The following is a 13,662-nucleotide window of genomic DNA, read 5'->3' on the forward strand; positions in this document are numbered from 1 at the left end:
GAGCCAGGAGCAGGTTCTGTCGGGCGGGGATGGTTGAGTGGCGCCCGTGGACAGCCCGACCGCCCCGACCCGCTACCGCTTCGCGCCGGCGCCCCCGGTCGCGGCGGTGCCGGTGCTCGACGAGCACCAACGGCAGGTCGTCGACCACCCAGGGGGTCCGCTCCTGGTCCTGGCGGGTCCCGGCACCGGGAAGACCACGACCCTGGTCGAGGCCATCGTCGACCGGGTCGAGCAGCGCGGGGCGCGCCCCGACCAGGTGCTCGCGCTGACCTTCTCGCGCAAGGCCGCCGACCAGCTGCGTGACCGGGTGACCGCCCGGCTCGGCCGCACCACCGGCACCCAGCTGAGCTCCACCTTCCACTCCTTCGCCTACGCGCTGGTCCGGCGCTACGCCCCGGCGGAGCTCTACGAGGCGCCCCTGCGTCTGCTCTCCGCCCCGGAGCAGGACGTCATCCTTCGCGAGCTCCTCACCGACCACCCGGAGTCGGTGCGCTGGCCGGAGCGGTTCCGGCAGGCGATGACGACCCGCGGCTTCGCTCGCGAGGTGCACGCCGTGCTCGGGCGGGCCCGCGAGAAGGGCCTCGACGGCGAGGCGCTGCGGCGCCTGGGTGAGACGGAGGGCATCGAGGAGTTCGTGGCCGCGGGCCTCTTCCTCGAGCAGTACCTCGACTCGCTCGACTCGCTCGGCGCCACCGACTACGCCGACCTGATCCGCCGGGCCCGGATCGAGGCGGAGGACCATCGCGCCGAGCTGCGCGAGCAGTTCCGCTACGTCTTCGTCGACGAGTACCAGGACACCGACCCCGGTCAGGTCGCCCTCCTGCAGGCGATCGCGGGGGACGGGGGCGACCTCGTCGCGGTCGGCGACCCGCACCAGTCCATTTACGGATTCCGGGGCGCGGAGGTGCGCGGCATCCTGGAGTTCCCCACCGAGTTCGCCCGCGCCGACGGCTCGCCCGCCGACGTGGTGGCGCTGCGCACCGTACGCCGCTTCGGTCCCGGCATCCTCGCCCCTGCGCAACGGGTCGCCGGCCGGATCGGGCTGCGCGGCACGATTCCCGCGGAGGCCCGTGAGCGCTTCCTCGCGCCGCAGGCCGACGGGTCGGCGTACGGGCCGGGCCGGGTGCAGGTCCGCACCTTCGACACCGAGCGCGCCGAGGCCGAGCATCTCGCCGACCTGCTCCGCCGTGCGCATCTCGAGGACGGCGTGCCGTGGGACGAGATGGCCGTGCTCGTCCGGTCCGGCCGGGCCAGCATCGCGCCCCTGCGCCGCGCGCTCGGTGCGGCCGGGGTTCCGGTCGAGGTCGCGCGCGACGAGGTGCCGCTGGTCCGGGACCCGGCGGTGCTGCCGCTGCTCGACGCCCTGCGGGCGGTGGTCAACCTCGACAACGACGACCCCGAGCACGTGGAGCACGTCGACGCGGCGCGCGCCGAGGCGCTGTTGACCGGACCGCTCGGCGGTCTCGACGCCGGCGACGTGCGTCGCCTGGCGCGGCTGCTGCGCAACCGGGAGAAGGACCTGTGCCAGGAGACGGGCGGGACCCCGCGCAGCTCGCGGGAGCTGGTCCGGCTGGCGGTCCTCGACCCGTCGTACCTCGCCGCCGTCGACGCCCCGGAGGCCGAGCGGGCCAAGGCCCTCGGGGCGCTCCTCGCCCGTGCCCGCGCGGAGCTCGACGCCGGGGCGAGTGCCGAGGAGCTGCTGTGGACGCTGTGGTCCGGCACCTCCTGGCCGCAGCGGCTGCGCCGCTCGGTCGAGGCCGGTGGCGCCGCCGCGCGTCGCGCCCATCGCGACCTCGACTCGATCTGCGCGCTCTTCGACGTCGCCGTCCGCGCCGGCGAGCGGCGCGAGCATCTCGCCGTCGCCTCCTTCCTCGAGGAGCTCGTCCAGCAGGAGATCCCGGCCGACACGCTGGCCGAGAGCGGCGCGCGGGGTGCCGCGGTCCGGCTGTTGACGGCCCATCGCAGCAAGGGCCTGGAATGGCGCCTGGTGGTGGTCGCCCACGTCCAGGCCGAGGGCTGGCCCGACCTGCGGCGGCGCTCGACGCTCCTCCAGGCGGACCGGATCGGACCCTCGACGGCCGGCGGCCTGGTCGGCTCGGTGGTGCCACCGGTGACGGTCCGTGAGCTCCTGATGGAGGAGCGCCGGCTCTTCTACGTCGCCTGCACGCGCGCCCGCGAGCGGCTGGTCGTGACGGCCGTGCGCTCAGCGGAGGACGAGGGGGAGCAGCCCTCCCGCTTCCTCGAGGAGCTCGGCTCGACCGTGGAGCACGTCGTGGGCCGTCCGCCCCGCCCGCTCTCGCTCGACGGCCTCGTCGCCGAGCTGCGCCGTACCCTCGCCGACCCGGAGGCGGACCCGGCCCTGCGCGACGCGGCCGCCCGGCGCCTGGCCCGCCTCTCCCGCGAGCGGGTGGGCCGGCGCCCCGCCGTGCCGGCGGCCGACCCGGCGACCTGGTGGGGCACCCGCGCCCTCACCCGGTCGCCCGAGCCGATCCGCGACGAGAGCCGTCCGGTCCCGGTCTCGGCGAGCATGCTCGACGCGCTGGCGGTCTGCCCGACCCAGTGGTTCCTGACCCGGGAGGCCGGCGGGATCGCCCGCGCGCACCAGTCGGCCAACCTCGGCGAGCTGGTGCACGCCCTCGCCGAGCGGGTCGCGGCGGGCGACGCGCCACCCGACCCGGACGCGCTGATGGCCTACGTCGACGAGGTGTGGGACCGCCTGGACTTCCGCACGCCGTGGTCCAAGCAGCGCGAGCACGACCGCGTCCGGGCGGCCCTCGAGCGCTTCGTCGACTGGCACGAGGCCAACCCACGGATCCTGGTCGGCCGGGAGGAGCGCTTCTCCACGGTGGTCGAGGTGGACGGCGACCAGGTACAGGTCACCGGGTACGCCGACCGGATCGAGCTCGGCGCCGACGGCCGGGTGATCGTGGTGGACCTCAAGACCGGTCGCGCCAAGCCCAGCGAGACCTCCGTGCGCACCCACGTCCAGCTCGCGCTCTACCAGTACGCCGTGGACCACGGCGCCCTCGACCCGTCGCCCGAGGAGCCCGCCGACGGGCCCGCCGAGCGCCGCCGGGCCGGCGGCGCGGAGCTGGTGCAGCTCGGCCTGGTCGACGGGGGGCCGGAGGCGACCGTCCAGCGGCAGCCGGTGCACGCCGAGGACGGTCCGGAGCGTGACGACCTGCGGCTGCGCCTGTCCCACGCCGCCACGCTGATCCGCGAGGAGCACTTCCCGGCCGTCGCCGGCCAGCAGTGCCGGACCTGCACGTTCCTGTCCCTGTGCCCGGCGAAGAGCGCGGGGTCGGTGGTGGCCCGATGAGCACAGCGACCTCGGTGGCCGCCCGGCCGATCGACACGCCCGCCGACCTGCAGCGGGCGATGAACGCCCCCTTCCCGCCGAGCGAGGAGCAGTGGGCGGCGATCAGCGCCCCCCTGCGGCCGGCGGTGGTGATCGCCGGCGCCGGATCGGGCAAGACCACGCTGATGGCGGCACGTGTCGTCTACCTCGTGCTGACCGGCCAGGTCCGGCCGGAGGAGGTGCTCGGCCTGACCTTCACGACCAAGGCCGCCGCCGAGCTGCGGCAGCGGATCCGCACCGCCCTGCGTGACGCGGGTGCGCTCGACCTGGCCGGCGGTCCCGCCGACGACGAGGCCGAGGAGGTGCTCGAGCCGACCGTCGCGACGTACAACGCCTACGCCTCCGCGCTGCTGACCGACCACGGCCTGCGGATCGGGCACGAGCCCGACACCCGCGTGATCACCGACGCCGCGCGCTACCAGCTCGGCGCCCGGGTGGTCGACCGGTTCACCGGCGACATCGAGCATCTCACCGACCACCCCGAGACGGCGATCCAGAACCTGCTCGCCCTCGACTCGGCGATGAGCGAGCACCTCGTCGGTCCCGACCAGGTGCGCGCGCACGACGCGAACGCGCGCCGCGGCTTCGAGCGGGCGCGTGCCGAGGAGCTGTCCGGCAAGGCCCGCAAGACCTATCTGGACGCGATCGACAGGGCGATCTCGGCGATCGACCGGCGGGCCGAGCTGCTCGAGCTCGTGGCGTCGTACCGGCGGCTCAAGGCCGACCTCGGGCTGATGGACTTCTCCGACCAGATCGAGCTCGGTGCCCGACTCGCGGCCGAGCGCCTCGAGGTGGGGGCCATCGAGCGCGGCCGGTTCAAGGTCGTCCTGCTCGACGAGTACCAGGACACCTCGGTGGCCCAGGCCATCATGCTGTCCCGGCTCTTCTCCGGTCCCGACGCCTCGTCCGGCCGGGGACACGCGGTGACCGCGGTCGGAGACCCCAACCAGGCGATCTACGGCTGGCGGGGTGCCTCGGTCGCCAACATCCTCAACTTCGCCGAGACCTTCCCCGCACTCGACGGCACCCCGCACACCCACGCGCTGACCGTCAACCGGCGCTCCGACCGGCGGATCCTGGACGTCGCCAGCCACCTCGCCGAGCCCCTGTACGCGGCGCTGGAGGCGCGCGGCGCCGGCGTCGCGAGGCTGCGTGCGCCGGAGGGAGCCGTCGACGGGGAGGTGGAGGCTCACACCTTCGAGACACAGCGCGACGAGCTCGCCTGGCTGGCCCAGGCGGTCCGCGACGCCCACGGCGGCGACCCCGGCGACTGGGCGCGGATCGGCGTGCTCACGCGCGACAACGCCCATGCCGAGCTGGTCTTCGACGCGCTGAGCTCGGCCGGCATCCCGGTGGAGATCGTGGGCCTCTCCGGTCTGCTCCGCCTGCCCGAGATCGCGGAGATCGTGGCCGTCCTGCGTCTGCTGCACGACGTGACCGACAACGCGGCGCTGTTGACCCTGCTCGCCGGACCGCGGTGGGCCATCGGCCCGCGCGACCTGCGCCTGCTCGGCCAGCGCGCCGCCGAGCTCGCCGGCCGCCGCGGACGCTCCGGGGAGCAGGTCTCCGTCACCGAGCAGCTCGTCGCGATCGCGGACGGCATCGACCCGGCGGAGCTCCCGGCGCTCGACGACGCTCTCGCCGACCCCGGTGAGGCGCCCTACTCCGCGGAGGCGCTCGCCCGCTTCTCGCTCCTGCGCGACGAGCTGCGACTGCTGCGCTCCGCGGTCGGGGAGCCGCTGCTCGACCTGGTGCGGCGGATCATCGACGTCACCGGCGCGGACGTCGAGCTGGCCTCGGCCGTCAGCCCCGCCGCGGCAGCGCGGCGCGACAACCTCGACCTCTTCGTCAAGGCGGTGGCCGACTTCCAGGCGGTCGACGGCGACGTCACCCTGCCGGCGCTGCTGGCCTATCTCACCGCCGAGGACGACCAGGGCAACGGGCTCGACGTGGCCACCCCGACCGAGGCCGACTCGGTCAAGCTGCTCACCGTCCACCGCTCGAAGGGACTCGAGTGGGACACCGTCTTCTGTGTCGGCGTGTGCGAGTCGCGCTTCCCCTCGTCGCAGGGGCGCACCCTGTGGGTGTCCTCCCCGGCGGTGCTGCCCTCGCCCCTGCGCGGCGACGCAGGGGACCTTCCGCAGCTCGAGGGCTTCGACAAGGCCGCTCTCGACGACTACCGGCAGCGCTCGAAGGCGCACGAGGCCGACGAGGAGCTGCGCCTCGGCTATGTCGCCTTCACCCGCGCCGCGCACCGCCTCGCGGTCACGTCGTACCAGTGGGGCCCGCGCAAGACGCCCTTCGGCCCCTCTGCCTACCAGCAGTCAGTCCGCGAGATGCTGACCTCCTGGGGATGCGCGCCGGAGCCGTGGCTGGCCCGACCCGACAAGGGTGCGGCCAACCCGTACGACGCCGAGGACCCTGCCCGACCCTGGCCGGTGGACGGTCTTGGCGAGGAGGCACGGCTGCGTCTGGCAGCCGCGGCGCGCGTCGCCCAGGCCGACCCAGACGAGCCCGACCCGGACCTCGACATCGTCACGGCGGCCCGGGTCGCCGAATGGGACGCCGAGATCGACCAGCTGCTCGCTGAGGCGCGGCTGGCGGCGGGAGCCGGCAGCGAGGTCGTCGTCCCCCTGCCGTCCTCGCTGTCGGCGACCGCTCTGGGGCGCCTGCGCGACGACCCGGAGGGGTTCGCCCGCGAGCTGGCTCGACCGATGCCGCGCCCGCCGGCGCCGGCCGCCCGGTTCGGCACGCGCTTCCACGCGTGGGTCGAGGCGCGCTTCGGCCAGCAGGGCCTCTTCGACCCCGACGAGCTGTCCGGCCGCGCCGATGCGGGCATCGACGACGAGGCCGACCTCAAGGAGCTGATCGCCCACTTCGAGAAGGGCCCGTTCGGCTCGCGGGTGCCGCACGCCGTGGAGGCGCCCTTCGCCCTGGTCCTGGAGGGTGCCGAGGGCAGGCGCCAGGTCGTGCGCGGCCGGATCGACGCGGTGTACGCCGAGCCGGACGGCTCCTTCCTCGTCGTCGACTGGAAGACCAACGCGCGTCAGGACGCCGACCCGCTGCAGCTCGCGCTGTACCGACTGGCCTGGGCCGAGCTCGAGGGGATCGCGCCGGAGCGGGTACGGGCGGGCTTCTTCTACGTGCGCACCGGGGAGCTGGTCGTGCACGACCAGCTCCCGGGTCGGGGCGAGGTGGAGAAGCTGCTCGGCTGAGCCACGCCCTAGGCTCGGTCCGTGACGTTCCCGCACCTCTCGCTGGTCGCCGACCCCCACGACCGCCGCGGCCTGCACCGGACCGACGACGCCTGGCTGGAGCGGGAGTGGGCCGACCCGGCGGGCCGGGTCCTGGTGATCTCCGGCACCCGGGTGCGCCCCGGCGCCGAGGGGCTGGAATGGCTCTCGACCAGTGAGGCTCCCGACGGCCTCCGCCTCCTGCTGGGCATCCGCGACGAGGTCACCTGGTGGGCCGTGATCGTCCCGGGCGAGGTCGCCCGTGCCGAGCCGGACCGGTGGCTCCCGCTGCGCGGGCTGCTGCCCTTCCTGGCCGGCGACCGTCCTGGCGAGGCCCCCCTGGTGTTCCATGCCATCGGACTGGCCGAGTGGCACTGGTCGCACCGGTTCTGTCCGCGCTGCGGAGGCGCGCTCCTGCCGCGCGCTGCCGGGCACGAGCTGGTCTGTGCGGACTGCGGCAAGCCGCAGTTCCCGCGCTCCGACCCGGCGGTCATCATGCTGGTCGCGGCGGGCGAGCCGGGAGCTCCCGACGAGCGGTGCCTCCTCGGTCGCAACCACAGCTGGCCGGAGGGCCGCTTCTCCACCCTGGCCGGGTTCTGCGAGCCGGGGGAGTCGCTGGAGGACGCGGTGCGCCGCGAGGTGCTCGAGGAGACCGGGGTCGCGGTGGGGGAGGTGCGCTACTTCGGGAACCAGCCCTGGCCGCTGCCGTCCAGCCTGATGCTGGGCTTCCACGGCCGTGCGCTGTCGGAGGAGATCCGGCTCGAGGACGACGACGTCGAGGACGCGCGCTGGTTCACCCGCGAGGAGATGCGTCGGCAGGCCGCCGACGGCAGCCTGGTGCTGCCCGGCGGGGTCTCGATCAGCCGCTCCCTCGTGGAGGACTGGTACGGCGGGCCGCTGCCCGGCAGCTGGTGAGGGTCAGGCGCCGAGCTGCTGCAGCTCGTCGAGCTTGGCCTTGACCTGGGCCACGCTCGGGTTGGTCTGGGCCGTGCCGTCTGAGTACACCAGGGTCGGCACGGTCTGGTTGCCGTCGTTGGCGGACTCGACGATGGCGGCCGCCTCGGGCTGCTGCTCGATGTCGACCAGCTCGTACGCGATGCCCTCACGGTCGAGCTGGCTCTTGAGCCGCTTGCAGTAGCCGCACCAGGGGGTCGTGTACATGGTGAACGAGCTCATCGTTGTGTCGCCTCCGCCGTCTAGGGTCTGTGCGTCCACCCAACCATGCTGCAGAAGGAGATGTTCCCCCGCCATGTCCGAGTCCATCGAACGGCTCCTCTCCGCGCTCGACCCCGAGCAGCGGCAGGTCGCGGAGACGTTGCGCGGCCCGGTGCGGGTGCTGGCGGGTGCGGGAACGGGCAAGACGCGGGCGATCACGCACCGGATCGCGCACGGGGTCATGACGGGCGTCTACGCGCCCACCGAGGTGCTCGCGGTGACCTTCACCACCCGCGCCGCCGGGGAGATGCGTCAGCGGCTGCGTGCGCTGGGAGCTCCGGGCGTGCAGGCACGGACCTTCCACAGCGCCGCCCTGCGCCAGCTGCGCTACTTCTGGCCCCACGTCCACGGCACCGAGCTGCCGATGCTGACGGAGTCGAAGATCCCGATGCTGGCGCTCGCGTGCCGCAACCTCGGGCTGCGCACCGAGCAGGCGCTCCTGCGCGACCTCGCCTCCGAGATCGAGTGGACCAAGGTCAGCAACGTCAGCGCCGACGACTATCCGCGGATCGCACCGGCCAAGGGGCGCTCCGTCGCGGACCAGACGCCGGAGACGATCGGGCGGGTCATCGCGGCCTACGAGCAGGTCAAGCGCGACCAGGGCCGGATGGACATGGAGGACGTGCTGCTGCTGACGGCCGGCGTGCTCGCCTCCGACGAGCGGGTCGCTGCGCAGGTCCGCCGCCAGTACAAGTGGTTCGTCGTCGACGAGTTCCAGGACGTCTCGCCGCTGCAGTCGGCGCTGCTCGACCTGTGGCTCGGCGGACGCGACGAGCTGTGCGTCGTCGGCGATCCCGCGCAGACCATCTACAGCTTCGCCGGCGCCGACGCGACCTACCTGCGCGACTTCCCGCAGCGCTACCCCGGCACGACGTCGATCGAGCTGGTGCGCAACTACCGCTCGACCCCGCAGGTGGTCGAGACCGCCAACAGCCTCCTCGCCGGCACCGCGAGCGCCGGGGTGGAGCTGCGCTCCCAGCAGGGCTCCGGCTCGCCGGTGCGCTTCTCCGGCGAGCCCGACGAGGTCGCCGAGGCGCGCAGCGTGGCCGACCGGATCCTGCGCCTGCACCGGGCCGGGACCCCCTACGGCGAGATGGCGGTGCTGTTCCGGATCAACGCCCAGTCAGAGACCTTCGAGGACGCCCTGGCCGACCGTGGCATCCCCTACATCGTGCGCGGCGCCGCGCGCTTCTTCGAGCGACGCGAGGTGCGCGAGGCCGTGACCCGGCTGCGCGGCGCCGCGCGGTCGGGTGAGGGCGACGGGGTGCCGTGGCTGGAGGCGGTCAAGGGCGTGCTCGGTGGCATGGGGTGGACCGCGGAGCCGCCGACCTCGCGCGGTCAGGTCCGCGACCGCTGGGAGTCCTTCCAGGCGCTGGCCGACCAGGCCGAGGAGTTCGCCACCGAGCGCGGCGTCGAGGCGTCGGTGACGGCCTTCGTCGAGGAGCTCGACCGCCGCGCGGCCGAGCAGCACGCGCCGAGTGCCGACGGCGTCACCCTGGCGACCTTCCACGCCGCCAAGGGGCTGGAATGGGACGCGGTGTTCTGCTGCGGCGTCCAGGACGGCACGGTCCCCATCGTGTACGCCGAGCAGGGTGGGGCCCGGCCCGACGCGGTCGAGGAGGAGCGCCGTCTGCTGTACGTCGGCGTGACCCGCGCCCGGCGCGAGCTGATGGTGTCCTGGGCCGCCGCGCGCAACCCCGGCCAGGCGCCGCGCAGGCAGCCCTCGCGCTTCATCGTGCCGATGCTCCCCGCGAGCCAGCAGCCGCAGCAGAACCGCGGGCGCACCAAGGTCGCCCGCTGCCGCGAGTGCCTGCAGCCGCTGTCGAGCGCGGCGGAGAAGAAGCGCGGTCGGTGCGCCCATCACCCCGTCCGCTACGACGAGGCGCTCTTCGACCGGCTCAAGGCCTGGCGCCTCGAGACCGCTCGGGAGGCGGGTGACGAGGGCAAGCCGCTGCCGGCGTACGTCGTGTTCACCGACGCCACCCTCGAGCTCATCGCCGAGCAGAAGCCGGCCACGATGGCCGCCCTGGCGAAGGTCAACGGCGTGGGCCCCCACAAGATCGAGAGGTACGGCGAGGCCGTCCTCGCCCTGGTCGCCGAGGGCGGTTGAGGGACCCCGCGCGAGCGGGCTTTGAAAAAACCTCGAAAAAACCTCGATAAATGATTTGCGCGCCCTGCTGACGGGCCATTACGGTCGTCAGGCAAGTTCCACTGCGCATCACAGCCCTGGCACGGCTGGCGCCCGTTACGCACCGAAGGAGGTGGCACCCATGGAGAACATGACGATGAACCCGGCGATCCCGGCGAACGCGTCCGCTTGGCAGCTCACGCTGTCCGCATCCCTCGGCGCGGCCACCTCTGCCCTCGCGACCCTCGAGGTCCAGGGCATTGCCACGCGTCCGGCGACGACCCTCGTCGCGCCGTGCGCCGCCGTGGCCACCGATGCCGCCAAGCGGGAGCGCGCCTTCACCGGCAAGGGACACCGTGGCGTCTTCGCCCTCGTCCCGGGTTCACCCGCCTGGAGCCCACCGATCTGATCCACCATCAGCTCGGCAGCCTCCAGGCCGCGGAACCCGAACAGACCGGGATCCGCGGCCTTCGTGCTTCTCCGACCGAGAAATCGCGAAGTCCCGGACCCCACGGAAATGACAACGCGATCAGGTCAGAGTTGAGGAGGTGAAAAGCAGATGACGACCAGTGTTCTCGAGCCGACGCTGGACGAGCTGCTGCCGTGCCGGCTGAACGACGCGGAGCTGTGGTTCGCAGAGTCCCCGTCGGACGTCGAGGCCGCGAAGGCGCTGTGCCTGGACTGCCCCGTCCAGGAGATGTGCCTGGCCGGTGCCCTGGAGCGGCGTGAGCCGTGGGGCGTCTGGGGCGGCGAGCTGTTCCTGGCCGGCGTGGTGATCCCACGCAAGCGGCCCCGCGGCCGCCCGCGCAAGGACGCCGCGGCGTAGTCCAGCAGCCACCCTCCCTTCGAACCTTCCACCTTTCACCCTTTTGGAGCTTGAGATGTCCCACTTGATCAACGAAGACCTGGCCCGTGCCCAGATGGCCATGCGCCTGGGAGAGGCGCAGCAGCTGCGCGCGGCCAGCAGGATGGCCCGCGCCCGCCGCTTGAGCCGCAAGGCCGAGCGTGCAGCGCAGCAGGCTCGTCTCGCCCTCGCTCGCGCTCTGTGACGGCTAGGTCCGCACCGCGGACCAGCGAGACCGGAATTCTCCGAGGCCTCCTCGGAGAGCACCTGATCGCGGGTGACGAGGAAGGGCCGGACCGACGGATCGTCGGTCCGGCCCTTCCGGCTTTTTCCGCGGCATGCCGGCCGTGCCGGCCTAGGCTGGGGGCGTGAGCGTCACCTGCGACTTCTGCGGCCGCCCTGCGGGGAGCGACGAGCCGCCGCTGACCTGGACCTCGTCCGTGGAGCGTGGTCGGCTGCTGCGCTTCTGCGACGAGTGCTCCCGGACGCACCTGCGCTCCCTCGAGGCCAAGCTCGCCACCGAGTGGTGGTGACGCGCGGGCCGAGTCGTTCGCGTGGTCAGGGCACGTCGAGGAATCCGTCCCAGGCGCACCCGCAGTAGGGGTGGCGTCCCCACCGGGTGAGAGACGGCGCGGCCGTCGGGTCGAGGTCCACCGTCGCCGACCAGGTGCTGGGCTCGTCGCCCTCGAGCCAGCGGGCCAGGTCGCGGACGACCCAGGTGAGCGCCAGCCGGTCGAGCAGCGGGTCGCGTGGCGGTGGTCGCTGGGAGCACTGCTCGGCCGCCTGGGCCACCAGGAGCGGGAGCCGCTCGTCGTGCAGGGACTCGTGAGCGTCCACGCAGCGCAGGCACGCGGTGCGGCCCGGGTCCACGAACGGGCCGACGCGCAGCCGCGCCGCGTCGCCAGCCACGACCAGGTGCGGGACGGAGGAGCGCACCAGCGGGTCCAGCCGCTCGCGGGCGAGGACGCCGTCGGCGACGACGAGACGCACCCGTCCCTCGTCACCCGGCTCCACCGCGCGCAGGCCCGCCGCGTCGAGCAGGGGCCCCAGGACGCGCCGGAGCCGGTCGGGCACGTCGAGGACCACCGCCGCCGAGCGGCGCGCCGCGGCCCGTCGTACGGCGTCGGGGCCGGTCTGCGCCAGCAGTGGGGGCAGCAAGGGCGCGAGCTCGGGGGGCGTCGCGGCCGCGGCGGGGGCGGGCAGCGCGAGACCGGCCCCGAGGAGGCGCTCCAGCGCCTGGGCGGCCGCGGCCGGCAGCTGCGCGGCCTCGGCCACGGCGTGGGGGCCGTGCGGCTCGCGGAGCCCGGTGAGGAGGCGGCGCACCTCCGGCAGGTCCGGCAGGCACAGGGTGGGCCCGCTCAGACCCACCTGCAGCACGCCGGGGGAGCGCAGCAGCACCACCGTGCCGGGACGCAGCAGGGGCCGGAGAGCGGAGGCCATGCCGGCAGGGTGCCATGGCCGCGCCCCGGCCGGCCGCCGTCCTCCACAGGCAGCTGCGGGGGCCGTGCGGGGCTGAGAACGCGCCGCGGGCGGCTCCACCGCAGTGGAGCCGCCCGCGTCAGGTCGGCAGTCAGCCTCTGAGTGGGATGCTCAGGCCTTGCCGAGGATGCGGTTGAGGTTCGTGCCGCAGACGGGGCAGACGGCCTTGGCCATCCGGGTGCCCTTGTCGTTGACCTTGACCTCGCCCTCGGCCTCGCGCTTCTCCTTGCACTTCACGCAGTAGAACTCGCCGCTCCAGGTCTCCGCCATGACGGCCTCCTTGCTCATCTTGTTCGTTCGGTCGTCGCGACGGGGGGACATGGGGGGAAGCCCGTCGGGGTCCGGAGGATCACTCCGAACCCCCACGACCCTACGGCACGCCGCCGCGCAGTCGCAGTAGCGTGCCCCGCATGTCTGAAACCGGTGTGAACCCCGCGCAGCCGCCGTCCCTCACCCACCTGCGCCTCGAGCGGCCCAGTGAGGGGGTCGCGCTGCTCGTCTTGGACCAGCCCGACCTGCGCAACGCGATGAGCGAGGAGATGACCTCCTCGTGGGTCCGCGCGGTCGACCACCTGGCCGCGGATCCCACGGTCCGGGCCGTCGTGGTGACCGGTGAGGGCCCGGCCTTCTGCTCCGGGGGGAACCTCTCCTGGCTGGCCTCGGAGCCCGACGCCACCGTGGACGACCTGCGGGCGCGGATGCTGCCCTTCTACCGCGCGTGGCTGTCCATCCGGCGCCTCGAGGTGCCGACGATCGCGGCGATCAACGGCGCCGCGATCGGAGCGGGCCTGTGCCTGGCGCTGGCCTGCGACATCCGCTACGCCGCCCGCGGGGCGCGGATGGGCGTCCCGTTCACGCGGCTGGGGATCCACCCCGGCATGGCCGGCACCTACCTGCTCCCCGACGTCGTGGGCGCCGCGGCGGCGCGCGACCTGTTCCTGACCGGACGGCTGGTCGACGCCGAGGAGGCGCTCGGTCTCGGCCTCGTCTCGCGCGTCGCCGAGCCGGAGGAGCTGCGTGGGCAGGCGCTGGAGAGCGCGGCGCAGGTCGCGGCGGCGGCGCCGATCGCCACGCGGCTGACCAAGCGGGCGCTGCAGCGGGGCCATGCCGACCTCGAGACGGCGCTGGAGTGGGAGGGGCTCGCCCAGCCGGTCACCCTGGCGACCGCTGACCTGCTCGAAGGCATCCGCGCCGCGCAGGAGCGGCGCGCCCCGGTCTTCACCGGCCGCTGACCGGGCCTGGAGGCGCGGGGACCGGCGGGACGTGAGGAGACCCCCGGTGCCGCGGCGCCTCGCTTGCCTTCCCCTTGCGAGCGAGGTGCTGCGGCCCCAGGGGCCTCGTCGGGGACGACGCTAGGCACCCGGGCCGGCGCGGTCAATCCGGGTGGCGCGCTAGCTGTGGACAC

General features: G+C 74.0%; 12 protein-coding genes. 9 read left to right on the top strand and 3 right to left on the bottom strand.

From position 1 onward, the window contains the following. The first annotated feature begins 46 nt into the window (after positions 1 to 46). Genes ACJ5H2_RS06825 through nudC form a run of 3 tightly spaced genes read left to right on the top strand, consistent with a single transcriptional unit; the run spans position 47 to position 7,506 of the window. Entirely contained in the window at positions 47 to 3,319 is a 3,273-nt protein-coding gene (locus ACJ5H2_RS06825; RefSeq protein WP_408898816.1) for an ATP-dependent helicase, read from the top strand. After that, complete coding sequence (locus tag ACJ5H2_RS06830; protein ID WP_408898817.1) at positions 3,316 to 6,573, top strand: ATP-dependent DNA helicase; 3,258 nt, start codon at positions 3,316 to 3,318, stop codon at positions 6,571 to 6,573. The genes ACJ5H2_RS06825 and ACJ5H2_RS06830 overlap by 4 nt, the downstream gene beginning before the upstream one ends. 21 nt (positions 6,574 to 6,594) lie before the next feature. Beyond that, entirely contained in the window at positions 6,595 to 7,506 is a 912-nt protein-coding gene (gene nudC / locus ACJ5H2_RS06835; RefSeq protein ID WP_408898818.1) for an NAD(+) diphosphatase, read from the top strand. A 3-nt stretch (positions 7,507 to 7,509) separates the two neighbouring features. On the opposite strand, the gene ACJ5H2_RS06840 is transcribed toward nudC, so the two are convergent. Then, on the bottom strand, positions 7,510 to 7,767 hold the full coding sequence (locus tag ACJ5H2_RS06840; protein ID WP_408898819.1) for a mycoredoxin: 258 nt from the start codon (positions 7,765 to 7,767) through the stop codon (positions 7,510 to 7,512). Positions 7,768 to 7,840: 73 nt separating this feature from the next. Between ACJ5H2_RS06840 and ACJ5H2_RS06845 the strand changes: the two genes are divergently transcribed. From ACJ5H2_RS06845 to ACJ5H2_RS06865, 5 genes are all read left to right on the top strand, one after another. Next, entirely contained in the window at positions 7,841 to 9,916 is a 2,076-nt protein-coding gene (locus ACJ5H2_RS06845; protein ID WP_408898820.1) for an ATP-dependent DNA helicase UvrD2, read from the top strand. Between the two features lie 160 nt (positions 9,917 to 10,076). Then, entirely contained in the window at positions 10,077 to 10,343 is a 267-nt protein-coding gene (locus ACJ5H2_RS06850; RefSeq protein ID WP_408898821.1) for a hypothetical protein, read from the top strand. Positions 10,344 to 10,493: 150 nt separating this feature from the next. Next, positions 10,494 to 10,760, top strand: coding sequence for a WhiB family transcriptional regulator (locus tag ACJ5H2_RS06855; protein ID WP_408898822.1), 267 nt, complete (start codon positions 10,494 to 10,496; stop codon positions 10,758 to 10,760). A 55-nt stretch (positions 10,761 to 10,815) separates the two neighbouring features. Beyond that, a complete protein-coding gene (locus tag ACJ5H2_RS06860) occupies positions 10,816 to 10,983 on the top strand; it encodes a hypothetical protein (RefSeq protein ID WP_408898823.1) in 168 nt (55 codons plus the stop codon). Positions 10,984 to 11,146: 163 nt separating this feature from the next. Then, positions 11,147 to 11,311, top strand: coding sequence for a hypothetical protein (locus ACJ5H2_RS06865; RefSeq protein WP_408898824.1), 165 nt, complete (start codon positions 11,147 to 11,149; stop codon positions 11,309 to 11,311). Between the two features lie 25 nt (positions 11,312 to 11,336). Here the strand turns inward: ACJ5H2_RS06865 and ACJ5H2_RS06870 are convergent, their stop codons facing one another. Beyond that, the gene (locus ACJ5H2_RS06870) at positions 11,337 to 12,218 is read right to left on the bottom strand and encodes a hypothetical protein (RefSeq protein WP_408898825.1); all 882 of its coding nucleotides are present in this window, start codon (positions 12,216 to 12,218) and stop codon (positions 11,337 to 11,339) included. A 150-nt stretch (positions 12,219 to 12,368) separates the two neighbouring features. Beyond that, the gene (locus ACJ5H2_RS06875; RefSeq protein WP_011754982.1) at positions 12,369 to 12,527 is read right to left on the bottom strand and encodes a DUF5679 domain-containing protein; all 159 of its coding nucleotides are present in this window, start codon (positions 12,525 to 12,527) and stop codon (positions 12,369 to 12,371) included. Between the two features lie 140 nt (positions 12,528 to 12,667). On the opposite strand from ACJ5H2_RS06875, the gene ACJ5H2_RS06880 reads away from it, so the two are divergent. After that, a complete protein-coding gene (locus ACJ5H2_RS06880; RefSeq protein WP_408898826.1) occupies positions 12,668 to 13,489 on the top strand; it encodes an enoyl-CoA hydratase/isomerase family protein in 822 nt (273 codons plus the stop codon). Positions 13,490 to 13,662 lie beyond the last annotated feature (173 nt).

Source organism: Nocardioides pymetrozini, assembly GCF_046058985.1.
Taxonomy (GTDB): domain Bacteria; phylum Actinomycetota; class Actinomycetes; order Propionibacteriales; family Nocardioidaceae; genus Nocardioides.

What these genes read in the sequence shown, in the direction of transcription:
- ACJ5H2_RS06870 (WP_408898825.1), bottom strand. Translation starts at nt 12,218, where the DNA reads ATGGCCTCCGCTCTCCGGCCCCTGCTGCGTCCCGGCACGGTGGTGCTG.
- ACJ5H2_RS06875 (WP_011754982.1), bottom strand. Translation starts at nt 12,527, where the DNA reads ATGGCGGAGACCTGGAGCGGCGAGTTCTACTGCGTGAAGTGCAAGGAG.
- ACJ5H2_RS06850 (WP_408898821.1), top strand. Translation starts at nt 10,077, where the DNA reads ATGGAGAACATGACGATGAACCCGGCGATCCCGGCGAACGCGTCCGCT.
- ACJ5H2_RS06840 (WP_408898819.1), bottom strand. Translation starts at nt 7,767, where the DNA reads ATGAGCTCGTTCACCATGTACACGACCCCCTGGTGCGGCTACTGCAAG.
- ACJ5H2_RS06860 (WP_408898823.1), top strand. Translation starts at nt 10,816, where the DNA reads ATGTCCCACTTGATCAACGAAGACCTGGCCCGTGCCCAGATGGCCATG.
- ACJ5H2_RS06880 (WP_408898826.1), top strand. Translation starts at nt 12,668, where the DNA reads ATGTCTGAAACCGGTGTGAACCCCGCGCAGCCGCCGTCCCTCACCCAC.
- ACJ5H2_RS06845 (WP_408898820.1), top strand. Translation starts at nt 7,841, where the DNA reads ATGTCCGAGTCCATCGAACGGCTCCTCTCCGCGCTCGACCCCGAGCAG.
- ACJ5H2_RS06830 (WP_408898817.1), top strand. Translation starts at nt 3,316, where the DNA reads ATGAGCACAGCGACCTCGGTGGCCGCCCGGCCGATCGACACGCCCGCC.
- ACJ5H2_RS06855 (WP_408898822.1), top strand. Translation starts at nt 10,494, where the DNA reads ATGACGACCAGTGTTCTCGAGCCGACGCTGGACGAGCTGCTGCCGTGC.